The 16741-nt window shown below is 60.1% G+C and carries 16 protein-coding genes and 1 pseudogene; 6 read left to right on the top strand and 11 right to left on the bottom strand.

Annotated elements, in window-relative coordinates:
* Nucleotides 1-156 (bottom strand): annotated as a pseudogene (locus tag ACQKP4_RS05515) (polyamine ABC transporter ATP-binding protein); the annotation flags it as partial.
* A gap of 434 nt (nucleotides 157-590) precedes the next feature.
* Nucleotides 591-1352: a gamma-glutamyl-gamma-aminobutyrate hydrolase family protein gene (locus tag ACQKP4_RS05510; RefSeq protein ID WP_427631159.1), complete on the bottom strand. Its 762-nt coding sequence runs from the start codon at nucleotides 1350-1352 to the stop codon at nucleotides 591-593.
* Between the two features lie 280 nt (nucleotides 1353-1632).
* Between ACQKP4_RS05510 and ACQKP4_RS05505 the strand changes: the two genes are divergently transcribed.
* The 5 genes from ACQKP4_RS05505 (at nucleotide 1633) to ACQKP4_RS05485 (ending at nucleotide 7605) form a co-directional block, all read left to right on the top strand.
* On the top strand, nucleotides 1633-3009 hold the full coding sequence (locus ACQKP4_RS05505; RefSeq protein WP_427631157.1) for a glutamine synthetase family protein: 1377 nt from the start codon (nucleotides 1633-1635) through the stop codon (nucleotides 3007-3009).
* Nucleotides 3010-3207: 198 nt separating this feature from the next.
* On the top strand, nucleotides 3208-4698 hold the full coding sequence (locus ACQKP4_RS05500) for an aldehyde dehydrogenase (RefSeq protein ID WP_427631155.1): 1491 nt from the start codon (nucleotides 3208-3210) through the stop codon (nucleotides 4696-4698).
* A 56-nt stretch (nucleotides 4699-4754) separates the two neighbouring features.
* The gene (locus tag ACQKP4_RS05495; RefSeq protein ID WP_427631154.1) at nucleotides 4755-6041 is read left to right on the top strand and encodes an NAD(P)/FAD-dependent oxidoreductase; all 1287 of its coding nucleotides are present in this window, start codon (nucleotides 4755-4757) and stop codon (nucleotides 6039-6041) included.
* Nucleotides 6042-6532: 491 nt separating this feature from the next.
* On the top strand, nucleotides 6533-7081 hold the full coding sequence (locus ACQKP4_RS05490) for a cupin domain-containing protein (protein ID WP_028623608.1): 549 nt from the start codon (nucleotides 6533-6535) through the stop codon (nucleotides 7079-7081).
* Between the two features lie 77 nt (nucleotides 7082-7158).
* On the top strand, nucleotides 7159-7605 hold the full coding sequence (locus ACQKP4_RS05485) for an NUDIX hydrolase (RefSeq protein WP_427631152.1): 447 nt from the start codon (nucleotides 7159-7161) through the stop codon (nucleotides 7603-7605).
* Nucleotides 7606-7815: 210 nt separating this feature from the next.
* On the opposite strand, the gene ACQKP4_RS05480 is transcribed toward ACQKP4_RS05485, so the two are convergent.
* The 8 genes from ACQKP4_RS05480 to ACQKP4_RS05445 all read right to left on the bottom strand — a co-directional run bounded on the left by ACQKP4_RS05480 (nucleotide 7816) and on the right by ACQKP4_RS05445 (nucleotide 14218).
* A complete protein-coding gene (locus ACQKP4_RS05480) occupies nucleotides 7816-8241 on the bottom strand; it encodes a hypothetical protein (protein ID WP_427631150.1) in 426 nt (141 codons plus the stop codon).
* A gap of 137 nt (nucleotides 8242-8378) precedes the next feature.
* A complete protein-coding gene (locus ACQKP4_RS05475) occupies nucleotides 8379-8798 on the bottom strand; it encodes a hypothetical protein (RefSeq protein ID WP_427631148.1) in 420 nt (139 codons plus the stop codon).
* Between the two features lie 328 nt (nucleotides 8799-9126).
* Nucleotides 9127-9420 carry a fructose-bisphosphate aldolase gene (locus ACQKP4_RS05470; RefSeq protein ID WP_427631146.1) on the bottom strand — a complete coding sequence of 98 codons (294 nt, stop codon included), beginning with the start codon at nucleotides 9418-9420 and terminating at the stop codon, nucleotides 9127-9129.
* Between the two features lie 664 nt (nucleotides 9421-10084).
* Nucleotides 10085-10303: a PLD nuclease N-terminal domain-containing protein gene (locus ACQKP4_RS05465; RefSeq protein WP_427631145.1), complete on the bottom strand. Its 219-nt coding sequence runs from the start codon at nucleotides 10301-10303 to the stop codon at nucleotides 10085-10087.
* A 187-nt stretch (nucleotides 10304-10490) separates the two neighbouring features.
* Entirely contained in the window at nucleotides 10491-11639 is a 1149-nt protein-coding gene (gene argE / locus ACQKP4_RS05460) for an acetylornithine deacetylase (RefSeq protein ID WP_427631143.1), read from the bottom strand.
* Nucleotides 11636-12313: a DUF1028 domain-containing protein gene (locus ACQKP4_RS05455; RefSeq protein ID WP_427631141.1), complete on the bottom strand. Its 678-nt coding sequence runs from the start codon at nucleotides 12311-12313 to the stop codon at nucleotides 11636-11638. The genes argE and ACQKP4_RS05455 overlap by 4 nt, the downstream gene beginning before the upstream one ends.
* A 155-nt stretch (nucleotides 12314-12468) precedes the next feature.
* A complete protein-coding gene (locus tag ACQKP4_RS05450) occupies nucleotides 12469-12885 on the bottom strand; it encodes a RidA family protein (protein WP_427631139.1) in 417 nt (138 codons plus the stop codon).
* A gap of 22 nt (nucleotides 12886-12907) precedes the next feature.
* Nucleotides 12908-14218 carry a flavin-containing monooxygenase gene (locus ACQKP4_RS05445; RefSeq protein WP_427631137.1) on the bottom strand — a complete coding sequence of 437 codons (1311 nt, stop codon included), beginning with the start codon at nucleotides 14216-14218 and terminating at the stop codon, nucleotides 12908-12910.
* A 303-nt stretch (nucleotides 14219-14521) separates the two neighbouring features.
* On the opposite strand from ACQKP4_RS05445, the gene ACQKP4_RS05440 reads away from it, so the two are divergent.
* Nucleotides 14522-15760, top strand: coding sequence for an MFS transporter (locus ACQKP4_RS05440; RefSeq protein WP_427631135.1), 1239 nt, complete (start codon nucleotides 14522-14524; stop codon nucleotides 15758-15760).
* A gap of 27 nt (nucleotides 15761-15787) precedes the next feature.
* Here ACQKP4_RS05440 and ACQKP4_RS05435 read toward each other — a convergent pair whose 3' ends face one another.
* The gene (locus ACQKP4_RS05435) at nucleotides 15788-16696 is read right to left on the bottom strand and encodes an alpha/beta fold hydrolase (RefSeq protein ID WP_427631134.1); all 909 of its coding nucleotides are present in this window, start codon (nucleotides 16694-16696) and stop codon (nucleotides 15788-15790) included.
* Nucleotides 16697-16741: the final 45 nt, after the last annotated feature.

Below are 16741 nucleotides of genomic sequence, written 5' to 3'. Positions count from 1 at the left end.
GGCGAAGATTTCGCCTTGATGAATCTCAAGCGAGACGTCGTCCACGGCGGTGGTTTCGTCGAACTTCTTCGTCACGCGATCGATTTTCACCAAGACCTTTTTCGGAGCCTGGTGACCTTCAAGAGCCTTCCTGTAAGTGCTGGAGGCATTTGCCATGTGAAACTCCCAACAGGTTTCAGTCGTCGGGCCAACTCGGCCTGACTTAATAGTTGATTGCAAGCCTGAGGCGTACGGTGCCAGTGCGTCAGATCGCTGATCCCCGTGGAGCGAGCTTGTGTGGCGAGGGGGCTTGCCCCCGTTCGATTGCAAAGCAATCGTAAATCCTGTCTTCACTCTCTAATTAAGATCGTAGCGACGGGTTTCAGGGGCGCTTCGCACCCCAACGGGGGCAAGCCCCCTCGCCACAAAAACCTGTTTCCATCCTGGTTTTGCGGTTGATTCTCTGGCCCATACCGCTCGGGCTTATTCGGCGCCGCCGTCCTGGCTGCCTGGTGGTACTTGTTGTTATTGCAGTGTGTTGTGGTCGCGAAGGGCAGGCGCGCAAAGGCACGCCCGCCTGGTTCGCGGGGGCAGTAAATGTTGGGTGTGGGTCAGCGGGTTTTACGTAACGCGGCCCGTTGCCGGCATGCATCGCCGAACGCCTGGAAAATGGCCAGATAGGTCGGGTTCGACTGCACCTGCCATTCCGGGTGCCACTGCACGCCGACGGCAAACGCCGGGCTGTGGTCCACTGAAATCGCCTCGATCAAACCGTCCGGTGCAATCGCTTCGGCGCGCAGGCCGGACGCGAGGCGGTCGATGCCCTGGCTGTGAATCGAGTTGACCTTGAACTCGGCCGGCAACGCCAGGGCTTCAAACACGCCCCCCGGTTGCACGGTGACCGCATGCGCCGGTGCGTATTGCACCGCCAGCTCCGGGCTGTCCGCTTCACGGTGATCGAGCATGCCCGGCAGTTCATGCACCTTCTGATGCAGGCTGCCGCCGAACGCCACGTTCATTTCCTGGAAGCCACGGCAAATGCCCAGCACCGGAACGCCCGCCGCAATCGCTGCACGTAATAAAGGAAGGGTGGTGGCGTCTCGCGCCGGATCGTGATCGGTGCCCGGAGCGCTGGCGGGGCCTTGATAGTGGAAGGGTTCCACATTCGACGGCGAGCCGGTCAGCAACAGACCATCAAGGTGTGCGAGCACGTCCTCGATGTCGGTCAGTTCGGCCAGGGAAGGAATGATCATCGGCAACCCCAAAGCCGCAACGCTGACAGCACGCAAGTACTTGTCGCCGCTGATGTGGTAGGGGTGCAGGCCAATCTGTTTGACGCACGCTGTAACGCCGATCAATGGCTTGAGTGCCATTTTTATCACCTCGAAGTTTCACACTTGAACGAGCTTTTCCGGAGCTTAGCCTTGTTGATTTTAATTAACAACTCTCATGTAAAAAATTCTCAACGCCACACGTCTGATCCTCAGGGTTCACGCGGTGCATAGGACTGTTCTGGCACTCTTGTGCCCATAAAAGGTCCGAAAATAAAGGTGTGAAGGCCAAGTGTTCGCTATTGACTTCACTTTGCCGTTCGGGTTGACTGGGCTCGCAACAAGGTAGTGAACATAATAATTAACAGCTAATAGGTGCATCATGTCGGTCCCCCTGCGTACCGTTCAACTCAACGAAGCAAACGCATTCCTTAAGAAATATCCTGAGGTTTTGTACGTCGACCTTCTGATTGCGGATATGAACGGTGTGGTGCGCGGCAAGCGCATCGAGCGCACCAGTCTTCATAAGGTTTACGAAAAAGGCATTAACCTTCCGGCGTCTCTGTTTGCCCTGGACATCAACGGTTCTACGGTGGAAAGCACCGGCCTGGGTCTGGACATCGGCGATTCGGACCGGATCTGCTTCCCCATCCCTGGCACCCTGAGCATCGAGCCGTGGCAAAAGCGCCCAACCGCTCAGTTGCTGATGACCATGCACGAGCTGGAAGGCGAGGCGTTCTTCGCCGACCCGCGTGAAGTGCTGGCCAATGTCGTGCGCAAGTTCGACGAACTGGGCCTGACCATCTGCGCGGCGTTCGAGCTGGAGTTCTACCTGATCGACCAGGACAACGTGAACGGCCGTCCGCAGTCGCCGCGTTCGCCAGTGTCGGGCAAGCGTCCGGTGTCGACCCAGGTTTACCTGATCGATGACCTCGACGAATACGTCGATTGCCTGCAAGACATCCTTGAGGGCGCGAAAGAGCAGGGCATTCCTGCCGACGCCATCGTCAAGGAAAGCGCCCCGGCGCAGTTCGAAGTGAACCTGCACCACGTCAACGACCCGATCAAGGCCTGCGACTACGCGGTGCTGCTCAAGCGTCTGGTGAAGAACATCGCCTACGACCATGAGATGGACACCACGTTTATGGCCAAGCCCTATCCGGGTCAGGCGGGCAACGGTCTGCACGTGCACATTTCGATTCTCGACAAAGAAGGCAACAACATCTTTGCCAGCGAGGATCCCGAGCAGAACGCCGCACTGCGTCACGCGATCGGCGGTGTGCTCGAGACCCTGCCGGCGCAGATGGCCTTCCTGTGCCCGAACGTCAACTCGTACCGTCGTTTCGGCGCCCAGTTCTACGTGCCGAACTCCCCAAGCTGGGGCATCGACAACCGTACCGTGGCGGTACGTGTGCCGACCGGTTCGGCAGACTCGGTGCGCATCGAGCACCGCGTTGCCGGTGCCGATGCTAACCCGTACCTGCTGATGGCGTCGGTGCTGGCCGGTATTCACCACGGCCTGACCAACAAAATCGAGCCGGGCGCCCCCGTAGAAGGCAACTCCTACGAGCAGAACGAGCAGAGCCTGCCGAACAACCTGCGCGATGCCCTGCGCGAGCTGGACGACAGCGAAGTCATGGCCAAATACATCGACCCGCTGTACATCGACGTGTTCGTGGCGTGCAAGGAAAGCGAGCTGGCCGAGTTCGAGAACTCAATCTCCGACCTTGAGTACAACTGGTACTTGCACACGGTCTGACGGAATTGGCGGCGTACACAATAAGTGTGTACGCCGCCACCCTGTGGGAGCTGGCTTGCCAGCGATTGCGGTGGAACAGGCGCCGTCAATGTTGACTGTGATGACGCCATCGCTGGCAAGCCAGCTCCCACAGGGATCGCATTTCAATTTTTTTGTCCGTCCGATGATCACTCAATTCCCCTGCGTCGAGTCACAACCATGACAAACACTCGCAGCGACTGGGAGCAACGCTTCCAGTCCTTATCCATCGAAGGCCGCGCCTTCATCGACGGTCAATACTGCCCGGCACTCAGCGGTGACACCTTTGAATGCATGAGCCCGGTCGACGGTCGCTTCCTGGCCAACGTCGCCAGCACCGATGAAGCCGACGCCAACGCCGCCGTTGCCGTCGCGCGCCGCACCTTCGACGCTGGGATCTGGGCTAACCTGGCGCCGGCCGAGCGCAAGCGCATCCTGATTCGTTTCGCCGATCTGATCCTGGCCAACCAGGAAGAACTGGCCCTGCTCGAAACCCTCGACATGGGCAAACCAATCAACGATTCGATGAACATCGACATCCCGGCGACCGCCAACGCGATCCGCTGGAGCGCCGAAGCCATCGACAAAATCTACGACGAAGTCGCGGCCACGCCGCACGACCAACTCGGCCTCATCACCCGTGAACCGGCGGGCGTCGTCGCGGCCATCGTGCCGTGGAACTTCCCGTTGATCATGGCGTGCTGGAAGTTTGCCCCGGCCCTGGCGGCGGGTAACTCGTTCATCCTCAAACCGTCGGAAAAGTCGCCACTGACCGCAATTCGCATCGCGCAACTGGCGCTGGACGCCGGCATCCCCAAAGGCGTTTTCAACGTCCTGCCGGGTTACGGTCACACCGTCGGCAAGGCGCTGGCGCTGCACATGGACGTCGACGTGCTGGCCTTCACCGGCTCGACCGCGATTGCCAAGCAACTGCTGATCTACGCCGGGCAAAGCAATATGAATCGCGTCTGGCTCGAAGCCGGCGGCAAGAGCCCGAACGTGGTGTTCGCCGATGCGCCGGATTTGCGCGCGGCCGCACAAGCGGCGGCCGGGGCGATTGCCTTCAACCAAGGCGAAGTCTGCACCGCCGGTTCACGCCTGTTGGTGGAACGTTCGATTCGCGAGCAGTTCATTCCGTTGCTGGTGGAAGCGCTGCAAGCCTGGAAACCGGGGCACGCACTCGACCCGGAAACCACCGTCGGCGCGGTCGTCGATCAGCGTCAACTGGACAATGTGCTGCGTTACATCCAGCTCGGCAAGGACCAGGGCGCGCAATTGATCGCGGGCGGCAGCCGCACCCTCGAAAGCACCGGTGGCCTGTACGTGGAGCCGGCGATTTTCGACGGTGTGACCAACGCCATGACCATCGCCCGCGAAGAAATTTTCGGCCCGGTGCTGTCGCTGATCACCTTCGACACCGCTGAAGAAGCACTGGCCATCGCCAACGACAGCATCTTCGGCCTGGCCGCTGGCGTCTGGACCAGCAACCTGAGCAAGGCCCACACCTTCGCGCGCGGTTTGCGTGCCGGCAGCGTCTGGGTCAACCAGTACGACGGCGGCGACATGACCGCGCCGTTTGGCGGGTACAAGCAGTCGGGTAACGGTCGGGACAAATCGCTGCACGCGTTCGACAAATACACCGAACTCAAAGCGACCTGGATCAAGCTCTGACACCTATAAAAAAGCGACGGTCGCCGGCGCGCAGCCAGCGACCCTCGGAGAAACCTATGAAACAAACAACACATGTAAACAGCTACTACGCCGCCACCCGCAACTTCACCGGCGACTTCCCGGTGCTGGAACAGGCCGTGGACTGCGACGTCTGCATCATCGGCGCCGGTTATACCGGTTTGTCCTCGGCACTGTTCCTCGCGGAAGCAGGCTACAGCGTGACCGTGCTCGAAGCCGCCAAAGTCGGCTTCGGCGCCAGCGGCCGCAACGGCGGCCAACTGGTCAACTCCTACAGCCGCGACGTGGACGTGATTGAAGAGCGCTACGGCGACAAGACCGCTGAAGTGCTCGGCAGCATGATCTTCGAAGGCGCCGACATCATCCGTCAGCGCATACAGCACTACGACATCCAGTGCGACTACAAGCCGGGCGGCATCTTCGCCGCGCTGAACAAAAAGCAACTCAAAGGCCTGGCCGAGCAGAAGAGCAGCTGGGAACGCTACGGCAACAAAAACCTGCAGATGCTCGATGCGGCGGATATCAAGCGCGAAGTCGGCTGCGATAACTACGTCGGCGGCCTGCTCGATATGCAGGGCGGTCACATCCACCCGCTGAACCTGGCCCTCGGCGAAGCCTCGGCCATCATCGGCCTGGGCGGCAAAATCTACGAACAATCGGCGGCGGTGGAAATCACCTACGGCGAACCGATCACCGTGCGCACCGCCAAAGGCCTGGTTCGCGCCAAGTACCTGCTGATCGCCGGCAACGCGTACCTGCCGCAAGACCTCGACAACCGGGTCACGCGCAAAAGCATGCCGTGCGGCTCGCAAATCGTCGTCACCGAGCCGTTGTCCGAGAAGGTCGCGCGCAGCCTGATCAAAAACAACTACTGCGTCGAAGACTGCAACTATCTGCTGGATTACTACCGCCTCACCGCCGACAACCGCCTGTTGTATGGCGGCGGCGTGGTCTACGGTGCCCGCGAGCCGGACGACATCGAGCAACTGATCAAGCCGAAAATCCTCAAGACCTTTCCGCAACTCGAGAACGTGAAGATCGACTACCGCTGGACCGGCAACTTCCTGCTGACCATGTCGCGCATGCCGCAATTCGGCCGCATCGAGAAAAACGCCTACTACATGCAGGGCTACAGTGGCCACGGCGTCACCTGCTCGCACCTGGCCGGCAAACTGATCTCGGAAATGATCCGCGGCGACGCCGAACGCTTCGACGCGTTCGCATCGCTCCCGCACATGCCAATGCTCGGCGGCCGCACCTTCCAGGCCCCGCTCACGGCCATGGGCGCCGCGTACTACGCGCTGCGTGATCGGTTCGGGATCTAATCGGCGAATCAAACTGTGGGAAATCCAGGCCAAGCACAAAATTTGTGTTCAGCCGAGATCAAAACTGCGGGAGCGGGCTTGCTCGAGAAGAGGCCATATCAGCCAACATTGATGTAGCTGAGACACCGCCTTCGCGAGCAAGCCCGCTCCCACAGGGAATCCAGGCCAAGCACAAGAATTTGTGTCCAGCCGAGATCAAAACTGTGGGAGCGGGCTTGCTCGCGAAGAGGCCATATCAGCCAACATAGATGCTGACTGATACACCGCCATCGCGAGCAAGCCCGCTCCCACAGTTCGCTGTGCCAAGTGGCTGACATTAACGGCAAAGCGCTTTTTTGCCACCCATCCATCGAACCTGCTGAGCAACACCCCCAAACGTGATTTAATACCCGCCTTTCACAATTCCGGGACAGGGAAGCGGTACTTTCGCGGCCAAAAGTCGCCCGCCATCCACCCCCATAACCCTTAAGTATTCTTCGCATAAGGCTGTCATGGACACGGGCTCACGACTCAAACTAGTACGCGAAAGCTACAAACTCTCCCAGCGCGAGCTGGCCCGACGTAGCGGCGTCACCAACGCCACCATCTCCCTGATCGAACAGAATCGCGTCAGTCCCTCCGTCAGCTCCCTGAAAAAACTGCTCGAAGGCATTCCGATGTCCCTGGCGGATTTCTTCACCTTCGACCAGCCACCGCGTGAGCATCAATACGTATTCCGCGCCAACGAACAACCCGACCTCGGGCGTCATGGCCTGCGCCTGCTGCTGATCGGTGCCTCGGTGCCGAGCCGGCAGATGCGTTTGCTGCGCGAGCAATACGCGCCGGGCGCCAGTTCGGGCGAGGAACCCATTGTTCACTCAGAAGGCGAGGAGTGTGGGCTTGTCACGCGGGGCACAGTTGAGTTGACCGTGGATGGGCAGATCAGTGTGCTCAACGCGGGCGACGGTTACTACTTCCCGACGACGTTGCCGCATCGGTTTCGCAATATCGGACAGGATGAGGCGGAAATCATCAGCGCCAACACCCCGGCGAACTTCTGATATCGAAAATGGACACTTACCTGTAGCAACTTTCATCGGTTGCTGCAGGCATCCTTCAAAGTCAACGGATTTACCGCATGACTACCCGACGCATCCGCGCACTAGCGCTCTGTGTCTTCCATCACGATGGAAAGATACTGGTCAACGAATTCACCGACCCCATCACCCAACAGACCTTCTTCCGTCCGATCGGAGGAGGCATCGACTTTGGCGAAACCAGCGCCGACGCCGTAGTGCGAGAGGTGCAGGAAGAGCTTGGATTGCCGATCACCGATGTGCGATTGATTGGTACGCTTGAAAGCCTCTTTACTTATGCCGGTAACCCTGGGCACGAGATTGTGCAGGTTTACGATGCGAGGTTTGTGGATTCAGCGGTTTACGAATTGCCGTACTTGAATGCTCAAGAGAGTGATGGTGCTGCGTTTACTGCGGCGTGGCACTCATCCGCAAGTTTTACTAACCAATCGCCGTTGGTGCCAGATGGTCTTTACGATTTGCTGACGAAAGTTGCATTGCTGGATTGAAGCCCATCCGGGAAAGGGAGCGCATTTATTTCGCCCTCAAAATTGACACCCCGGATCATCCCAAACACTATCGACCCATGACCTACACACGCCAAATGAACATGATGTGCTCCTCCATGACCGCTTCCGGCGGGCTATGAGGTCACGCGTTCATAAGATTTGACGCAGTTACCCAAAGCCCCGCCAGAAATGGACGGGGCTTCTTAGTTGTCAGCGCTTCATGGCTTCACACAGGTTCCGCAGGTCGCTATTGAAAATTTGCCCGCAACTGCCATTGCCCTTCTTGGCGTAGCAAAAATTGCGCTGGTCGCTGTCCGAAATTTGGCCGCAGCTGCCGTTGCTGGTTTCCGCATAGCAGGCATTGCGCATATCGGAATTGTTGATCTGCCCGCAGCCACTGCCGCTCTGTTTTGCATAGCAATAGTTGCGCATATCGCTGTCGCTGATCTGCCCGCAGCCAGACCCTCCTTTTTCTGCATAGCACGCATTACGCAAATTCGAATCTTCAATCTGCCCACAGCTGCCGCGATTCTCCTTGGCATAACAATAGTTACGCTGATCACTGTCGGATATCTGCCCACAACTGGCATTGGCGTACCCGCTAAACATCAACAACACAGCAATGATTACTCTCATTACGCACTTCCATGATTGCCAGGAATCAGCCTGGCGCTGCTCGATCCCAGAAAAGGTGACAGATCTATTTAAACAAAGATCCGGCACCTTATTTCCAGCGTCATTTCAAACCAATTACACATTCAACGACCCCGCGCTCAACGTATCGGCAGCGACAACCGATCAAGAGCACAGCCGTTGGCCGGTGACTGCTCGACCTGAAACAGTCGAACCCCGGAATCCAGATCGACGATGTTGATCTGGCAGCCGATCATGACATGAGGGCCGTCGGTGATACCGCCCTTGATCACATAACGAGCGCCCGGCATGAACTCGGTGACAAAGTCGACCGTACATCTGCGGTTGCCACTGGCCCCGCCCTCCAGTAACAGGTGGATCGGTTTGCCCGCTTCAATGGCTCGAAAACCTTCGGGTTTCGATGGTGTCGATGGGTAGCCACCCCAGACCGAGAACAGGTTCCGAGCGGGTGTCACGGGCACCGACCGGCCGTACTTGCAGGCCATGGTCGGGGCTGCGCTAAGGGTCAGGTAGTTGTGACGATTGATTCTTGCGTCCATTTCACTGCGAATTTGCGCTTGGGGGGCGTCGGTGGGGGCTTCGTATTGTGGGATCGGCGAGCAGCCTGCGATTAGTAGCAGGAGCGAGCCTAAGCACAGCGGTTTCATGAGAGATGCTGTCCGTGTCGGTTTGAGGAAGTGGGGCGGGTTTTATTGTTCGAGCAATGCGAGTCCCGAAGAAACAGATTCGTCATCTTTGCCAAATAGGCGGCAGAGTGCCATTAGGTTGATATTGGTGGAAGCGCGAAAAGGTGACGGATCTATTTGATTGAATAGATGCGTCACTTTTTTCGCATTTGTCTGGTGTTTGTTCTGAGTTCTGCTCGAGTTACTGTTTCGGTGGCGCATCAAACCCACGCTGCTCAATCACCCGAAATACATCGCTCACGTCCTGGATCAAGATCCGGGCGATGTTGGTGACGGTGTTGATGTCGTTTTCGGCGTAGTCGGGGAGGCTGGTGCAGGCCATGAGGTTGAGGTATTTGAGGGCGGCGCTGAGGCGTTCGCTGACGCAGTTGTGGAGTTCGCGCAGCGGGGCGTCGTAGTCGATGAGCAGGACCGGGTAGTCGGTGGCGAGTTGGGACATGGGGGTGAAGCGGCGTGGCGGAAGTTGAGTTGTCATGGTGTAAATCCTTATACAAAGAAGAATTGCCACCTTTCTGCTGCGAAACAAATGGGTGGCAGCTGTGCGCGGGTTCGCAGACCGGAGGATTTACACCAAGACCCGGCAGACCCGAGGGTCTCCCGCGCACAACCGCCATAAAACATTAAGCAGGCGGAGCCGGCTGCATCATGCCTGACGGTGTCTTGGTGTCAATCTTGAGGGCTGCGAAACCCATCGCCGGCTTATGTCAGCGACGTGCCGAATATAGGCGCCGATTTTGAAGCCTGCAAACGGGGTTGTAGGACGCAAAATCGTATTTCTGCCGGGTGTCGGAGGCTGCATCCGGATGACTGACAGTCGTGACATTCAGGTTTGTTTAATGCCAGTTGGGCCGTGCCTGCCGGTTTGCAGCGGCTGCGCAGGCGAACGCAGGCTTCGCCGGCCGCTACAGGATGGGGGCATGTTTAAAAAAATCGGAGGGTTTGGGGCTGCTTCGCTGCCCAACGGGGGCAAGCCCCCTCGCCACGGAGGGTAAATTCCTACGCGATTTTCGGACGTCAGGATTAGAAGATCGAGGTGGGGGGATGGTTGCCCGATGGGTGCGGTAGCCAGAAACAACAAAGCCCCGAGTCTTCGGGGCTTTGTTTTTGGATTTACGCAGTGCTCAATCCGTTTTCCGACATCACTGCCTGGCCTGCGGTGAATGCGGGTTGTGTTCGGTGTGTTTCGGTCCCGCCAAGGCCCAGGCCATGACCCCAATCAGTGGCACAAACACGATCACCACGATCCACAAGAGTTTGTTGCTCGATTTGCCTTGAGCCTTGCGCACGCGGTTGATTGCCCAGAGTTCAATCAGCAACAGCACGGCTGCGAGTACGATCCAGATTGTTTCGTTTTGCATGGGTCACCCTCCAGATGGTCTTTCTGTTAGGTGAGTCGAGGGAAGCAGGGTTCATTTAATTTTGTGGAAGAAGCAGGCGGGGTTGCTCGCGATGCGGTCTGGCAGGTCAATCGGTATTGGCTGTCAGGGCCTCATCGCGAGCAAGCTCGCTCCCACCGTTGTTTTTTAGTGGCTGTGATAGTGCGGCTCAGGTGATTGATCGCAGCATCCGTTGCAGCATTTCATCGCACCCATCGAGCTGTTCGAGGCTGACGAATTCGTCGGGTTTGTGGCCCTGGTTCATGCTGCCGGGGCCGCAGACGACGGTGGGGATGCCGGCGGCATCGAACAGGCCGCCCTCGGTGCCGAACGCCACGGTGGCGAATTCCCGCGAACCGGAAAACGCTGCAATCAACTCGGCGGCCTCGCTGTGCGCATCGGTCGCCAGTCCGGGGTAGGCCGACAACTCGCTGAATCGAATCCCGCTCTGTTCACTCACTGCCCGCATGCGCGGTAAAACCTGCTGCTCGGCATAGGTCTTCAGTTCTTGCGCAACGAGGTGTGGATCGTGCGAGGGCAGGGCGCGAATCTCGAAGTCGAAGCGGCAATCGGCGGGCACGATGTTCAGCGCCTTGCCACCGCCAATCACCCCGGTCTGCACGGTGCTGAACGGCGGATCAAACCGCGCATCGTGATGCTCGGGCGCTTTGAGTCGATCGCCAATCTGCCCGAGTTCAGCAATCAATTGCGCTGCGTATTCAATCGCGTTGACCCCCAGCGGCGCGTACGCCGAATGGCACGCTGCACCCTGAACATCGCAGCGCATCGCCAGTTTGCCTTTGTGACCGAGCACCGGTTTCAGCTCGGTCGGCTCGCCGATGATGCACAGCTTCGGTTTGACCGCACGCTTGTCCAGTTCCGCCAACAGCGAGCGCACGCCGAGGCAGCCGACTTCTTCATCGTACGAAAGCGCGATGTGCACCGGCAGGCGCAGCGAGGCGTTCACCAAGGAGGGGACGAGGGCCAGCACACAGGCGATGTAGCCCTTCATGTCCGCCGTGCCGCGACCGTACAACTTGCCATCGCGCTCAGTCAGTTCGAACGGCGCAACGGTCCAGGCCTGGCCGTCGACCGGCACCACGTCGGTGTGCCCCGACAGCACGATGCCCGGCAAATCTGCCGGGCCAATGGTCGCAAACAGATTGGCCTTGCTGCGCGGCGCGTTGTAGATCAGCTCGCAAGGCACGTCGAACCCGGCGAGGTAATCGCGGACGAATTCGATGAGTCGCAGGTTGGATTCGCGGCTGGTGGTGTCGAACGCCACCAGCGTTGCCAGCAAATCGCGGCTGTTGCTCATCGGTCGTCTCCGGCGACGCCGTAGCCTGGGGATTTGTCGGGGGCGAGGGCGCGGTCGATGTAATCCTGTACCTGCGGGCGATAGGCATCCCAGAGTTTTTCCAGTGCGCCGATGGGGTTGTCGTCGGCCCAGTCGACGCGCAGGTTAATGATCGGCCAGGTCAGTTCGCCGACCACCGCCAGCGCCGCCGAATGCACCGGCCCGGCTTCGCCACCGGCGGCGATGGCGGCTTTCATGGCGGCGAGCAAACGGTCGGCCAGTTGGCCCTCGCCGTGCTCGAACGCGCTGACCATGGCTTCGATCACCGAGCGGTCGGCGAGCATGTTGCCAGCGGCGACGCATTGTTCGCCGGCCACGGCGTTGTGGTTGCCCAGGGTTTGCCCGCCGCTGAAATGCGCGGTCTGGCCGAGGTGGTCGATGGCGATGATCTGCCGGTATTGGCTGTAGCCGTTGCGGGTCAGGACTTGGTCCAGCGCTTCGGCGGGGGCGAGGCCTTGCTCCATGAGCGCGAGGACGTCCGGGCCGAGGGATGGCAGGGTGATGTTTTGCGTCGAGACCGCGCCGACCCCCGGCAGCAGCCAAGGGCAACGGGCGCCGACGGCGATGCTGGAGGAACTGATGGCGATGCCGAACTGACCGGTTTCGGGGCAACGGCCGGCGATGGAAAAGGTCATGGTTTTGCTCCTTGGTTTGCCTTGGCATTTGTGGTGTCCGGGCGGGCGCCTTCGCGAGCAAGCCCGCTCCCACAGGGGATCAGCGATGTACACAAATCGATGACCACTGAAACTCCCTGTGGGAGCGGGCTTGCTCGCGAAGGCCGCGACCCGGTCTACTCGGGAATCACCGCAATCACATCGATCTCCATCAACCACTGCGGCTGCCCCAGCGCCGACACCACCAGCCCGGTCGAAATCGGAAACACCCCTTTGAGCCACTTCCCAACCTCCTGATACACCGGCTCGCGATAGCGCGGATCGATCAGGTAAGTGGTGGTTTTCACAATGTGGCTCAGGTCGCTGCCAGCCTCTTCCAACAACTGCTTGACGTTGCGCATGGCCTGTTCGGCCTGTGCACGCGGGTCACCCAGGCCGATCAGATTGCCTTCGAAATCGGTTCCGACCTGGCCCCGGACATAAACCGTGTTGCCGGCGCGAACGGCTTGGCACAGGTCGTTGTCCAGGCTCTGGTTGGGGTAGGTTTGCTGGGTGTTGAACATGCGAATACGGGTGTGGGTTGGCGTCGACATCTGAAGCTCCTGACACAGAAAATTAGGCACTGACCGTGGTTTTGCGGGCGACCGGGCTGGCGTCAGCCTCGCGTTGCGCCGCGTCGTGGTAGTCGAAGTAGGAACGCTGGATGGCGATCTGATCGGCCACGTACTTGGCGTCGTGCCAAACGCCCCAGATGAACGACGACCCGCGCCGCGACTGCCACGGCAAACCGAGGAAGTACACGCCTGGCTCGCTCGACACACCGCGCTGATGCTGCGGCTTGCCGTTGTCGTCGAAGGCCGCGACCTTGAGCCAGCTGTAATCGGTGGCAAAACCGGTGGCCCAGATGATCGAGGTGACGCCGGCCTGGGCCAGGTCGAGTTGCAAAATGGGGTTGGTCACGCAATCCGGGTCGGGGACGGTGTGGCGCGCTTGCGGCTCCTGCGGCAGGTCCAGGCCATTGCGTTCGATGTAGGCATCGGCGGCGTTGAGCAGCGTCAGGTAGTTCTCATCGCCACGCGCCAGGTTCTCGGCCAGGTTCGGCTGGAACGTCGCCACGCTGCCGTTGAACGCCTGGGTCAGGCCGACCAGCGTCATGCCGCGATGGGCCAGGCCACGAAAATCCACGGTGCGGCCGCCGTGTGCACCGCTGACGGCGATGGTCACGTGCTCTCGGCCCGGCTTCATCGCCGCTTGATCCCACTCGCCGAGCACACCCAGCCACCAGCAGAAATCACGGTTGCGGTAGGCGCGAGGCGGGCGGTCGTGGGCGCCGACCGAGAGGAATACCTGCTTGCCGGCGCGTTGTAATTCGTCAGCGATCTGCACGCCGGATGAACCGGCGCCCACCACCAGCACCGCGCCTTCAGGCAGTTGCGCCGGGTTGCGGTAATCGGCGGAGTGGATCTGCAGGAACGGCTGATCCTTTGGGGCAATCGGCGGGATGACCGGACGCTGGAATGGCCCGGTGGCCGCGACCACGCGGTTGGCCTCGATCACGCCTTCGGAGGTTTCGATGGTGAAGCCCGCGCGGCCGACATTGCGCTCAACCTTGAACACCTCTACGCCCGTGCGAATCGGTGCGTTGAATTTTTTGGCGTAGGCTTCGAAGTAATCGGCGACGCGTTCCTTCGGGGCAAAGCCGTCTGGGCTGAGGTCGTCGAATTCCATACCGGGAAAGCGGTCGTGCCACGCCGGACCATTGGCCACCAGCGAGTCCCAACGCCCGCTGCGCCAGCGCTCGGCAATGCGGTTGCGCTCCAGCACCAGGTGCGGCACGCCGAGTTTGCTCAGGTGTTCACTCATGGCCACGCCAGCCTGACCGGCGCCAACAATCAGCGTATCCGTTTTTATTTTTTCGTTGGTCATCTCAATACCCTTCGACGTTGGAGTGAGGTCGCGAACGGCCTGCCATTTCTTGGGCTCAAGACTAGGGATGACCCTGGTATCGGTAAAATATTATTAAGCTGGCATTTGAGTATAAATAACTGAGGCAAAGCACCCGGCGCGGCTTGCCGGTGACCGGCCTGCGTGTGGTATTCACCGAAAACGTATGTCGCGAATTCAAGGAGGCAGAGACCTGCAACGTCTGGTCGGTTATCGACAAGACGGCCATCGAGGCGCAGATTGCTTGATGTGAACGCCAACCTTACTCGCTGAAACTCGAATCAGATGACTGCACTGAACGACAACATCGCCTTGCCCCAACCTCAACCCGCCGAAGCGTCGGTGCGTCGCCGAACGCTGGTGGCGGCTTGCAGTGCGCACGCCGTGCATGACGGTATGACCGACCTTATCTACGTGTTGCTGCCGATCTGGCAATTGCAATTCGGCCTGAGTTTCGCGCAGGTCGGGTTGTTGCGCGGTGCCTATTCGGGAGTGATGGCCAGTTTCCAGTTGCTGGCCAGTCGCGCGGCCAAACGCTGGGGGCGCACGCGTTTGCTGGTGGGCGGCACCGCACTGGTCGGTGTGGCTTACCTGTGTGTCGGTCTGGCGGACGGTTTGCCGTTGTTGTTGCTGGCGCTGATGTTGGGCGGGTTGGGCGCCAGTACGCAGCACCCGTTGGCCTCGTCGATGGTCAGCGATACCTATGAGGCGGGCGGCGGGGTCAAGGAGGCGCTGTCGCAATACAACTTTAGCGGCGACATCGGCAAGATGCTGATTCCGGCACTGGTCGGCGTGTTGCTAACGGTGATCAGCTGGCGCACCAGCGTCACGTTGATGGGCTTGCTCGGCCTGGCGTCGGCGGCGCTGCTGGGGTGGTTGATTGCGGCGCGGGGAGTGCCGACTGCCAAGGTCAAGAAACCCGTCAACGCTGGCACGGGTTCCGGCTCTGTCAGCGGCCTGCGGGCGCTGATGCTGACCGGCATCGTCGACAGTGCGGTGCGAATGGGCTTTCTCACGTTCTTGCCGTTCGTGTTGACCAGCAAAGGCTCCGGCACGGCAGGCATTGGCCTGGCGTTGGCGCTGTTGTTTGTGGGCGGCGCGTTCGGCAAGTTGCTGTGCGGGTATCTGGGCGCGCGCATCGGCATGATGAAAACGGTGTGGCTGACGGAATCCATGACCGCGTTCTTGATCATTCTGGTGGTGTATCTGCCACTGACCGGCGTGATGGTGATGCTGCCGCTGTTGGGCCTGGCATTGAACGGCACGTCCTCGGTGCTGTACGGCGTGGTGCCGGAGCTTTCGACCCCGCAAAAGCGCGAGCACGCCTTCGCGCTGTTCTACACCGGCACCATCGGCGGCGGGGCGATTGCGCCGGTGCTGTTTGGTCGCCTCGGGGACTTTACCGGCATCCCCGTGGCGGTCATGACACTGGCCGCGATTCTGCTGCTGACGTTGCCGTTGTCGTGGTGTGTCCAGCGCGGCCTGGACCGTAACGCCCTTGAAAACCAGACAGAACCGACCTGATCCAGGCACTCGTGCGCGTTAGCGCGTTCACTGCGAAATAAAGTCGCGAATCGCCTTGATGGTCGGTGCCGGTGCTTCTTCCATCAGCCAATGCCCGGCGCCCGGAATGACCACTTCGGTGACGTTGTCCGCGGCATTGCGCATCACGATCGCTTCATTGGCGCCGAAGGATTTCTCCCCGCCGACCGCCAGCACTGGCATGGTCAGTCGGGTTTTCATCGACGCTTCGTTGTCCACCGCGTCCTGGCGAATGCTGCGGAACTGGGCAAAGGCAGCGTGCATCGTGCCGGGGCGGGCATAGAGCTTGGCGTAATGCTGGCGGGTGGCTTCGTCGACTTTGGTGCGGTCGCCGGCGAACTCGTTCCAGAAGCGGTCGAGGTAGATGCGTTCACGGCCGGCGACCAGACGCTCCATGTCCGGCCCGCCAAAGTCGAAGTGCCAGAGCATCGGCGAGCGCACGATGTCGTTCCACGGCGTAATGCCCGGCACGGGCGCGTCCATCACCACCAGGCGATCGGTCAATTGCGGATAACGCGCAGCATAGGCGAAGGCGACCATGGTGCCGATGTCGTGGCCGATGACCACCGAGTGTTCGATGCCGAGGGCGGCCAACACACCACGGACGTCGCCGGCCTGGGTCTTCTTGTCGTAGCCGCCTGCCGGGATTGACGAAAGGCCCAGGCCGCGAAGGTCCGGCACGACCACGGTGTGATCCTTGGCCAGGTCGGCCGCCAGTGGCGCCCACATGTCGCCGGTGTCGCCGAAACCATGCAGCATCACCACGGCCGGCCCCTTGCCGCCAACGCGCAGATGGATTTTGACGCCTTCGACGGTGATGTCTTTCGTCTGGAAGGACGCGGGGAACGGCGTCACCCCGGCCTGCACCGGAATGCTGAGTGCAAGCAATACAGAAGCGGTCAGCAGGGTGCGGATCATAGCGTGTCTCCAGGGAGCCGATGAAAGGGACGTCGAGGGTGCGGT

The organism is Pseudomonas sp. NPDC086278 (assembly GCF_050280905.1).
GTDB lineage: Bacteria > Pseudomonadota > Gammaproteobacteria > Pseudomonadales > Pseudomonadaceae > Aquipseudomonas.
This window is presented reverse-complemented; position numbering and strand designations above follow the sequence as displayed.

Bases quoted from the DNA above. Each gene is read 5' to 3' on its own strand.
- argE (WP_427631143.1), bottom strand. From the start codon at position 11,639: ATGAGCAACAGCCGCGATTTGCTGGCAACGCTGGTGGCGTTCGACACC.
- ACQKP4_RS05490 (WP_028623608.1), top strand. From the start codon at position 6,533: ATGGACACGGGCTCACGACTCAAACTAGTACGCGAAAGCTACAAACTC.
- ACQKP4_RS05480 (WP_427631150.1), bottom strand. From the start codon at position 8,241: ATGAGAGTAATCATTGCTGTGTTGTTGATGTTTAGCGGGTACGCCAAT.
- ACQKP4_RS05505 (WP_427631157.1), top strand. From the start codon at position 1,633: ATGTCGGTCCCCCTGCGTACCGTTCAACTCAACGAAGCAAACGCATTC.
- ACQKP4_RS05485 (WP_427631152.1), top strand. From the start codon at position 7,159: ATGACTACCCGACGCATCCGCGCACTAGCGCTCTGTGTCTTCCATCAC.
- ACQKP4_RS05455 (WP_427631141.1), bottom strand. From the start codon at position 12,313: ATGACCTTTTCCATCGCCGGCCGTTGCCCCGAAACCGGTCAGTTCGGC.
- ACQKP4_RS05465 (WP_427631145.1), bottom strand. From the start codon at position 10,303: ATGCAAAACGAAACAATCTGGATCGTACTCGCAGCCGTGCTGTTGCTG.
- ACQKP4_RS05510 (WP_427631159.1), bottom strand. From the start codon at position 1,352: ATGGCACTCAAGCCATTGATCGGCGTTACAGCGTGCGTCAAACAGATT.
- ACQKP4_RS05475 (WP_427631148.1), bottom strand. From the start codon at position 8,798: ATGGACGCAAGAATCAATCGTCACAACTACCTGACCCTTAGCGCAGCC.
- ACQKP4_RS05470 (WP_427631146.1), bottom strand. From the start codon at position 9,420: ATGACAACTCAACTTCCGCCACGCCGCTTCACCCCCATGTCCCAACTC.
- ACQKP4_RS05440 (WP_427631135.1), top strand. From the start codon at position 14,522: ATGACTGCACTGAACGACAACATCGCCTTGCCCCAACCTCAACCCGCC.
- ACQKP4_RS05500 (WP_427631155.1), top strand. From the start codon at position 3,208: ATGACAAACACTCGCAGCGACTGGGAGCAACGCTTCCAGTCCTTATCC.
- ACQKP4_RS05435 (WP_427631134.1), bottom strand. From the start codon at position 16,696: ATGATCCGCACCCTGCTGACCGCTTCTGTATTGCTTGCACTCAGCATT.
- ACQKP4_RS05495 (WP_427631154.1), top strand. From the start codon at position 4,755: ATGAAACAAACAACACATGTAAACAGCTACTACGCCGCCACCCGCAAC.
- ACQKP4_RS05450 (WP_427631139.1), bottom strand. From the start codon at position 12,885: ATGTCGACGCCAACCCACACCCGTATTCGCATGTTCAACACCCAGCAA.
- ACQKP4_RS05445 (WP_427631137.1), bottom strand. From the start codon at position 14,218: ATGACCAACGAAAAAATAAAAACGGATACGCTGATTGTTGGCGCCGGT.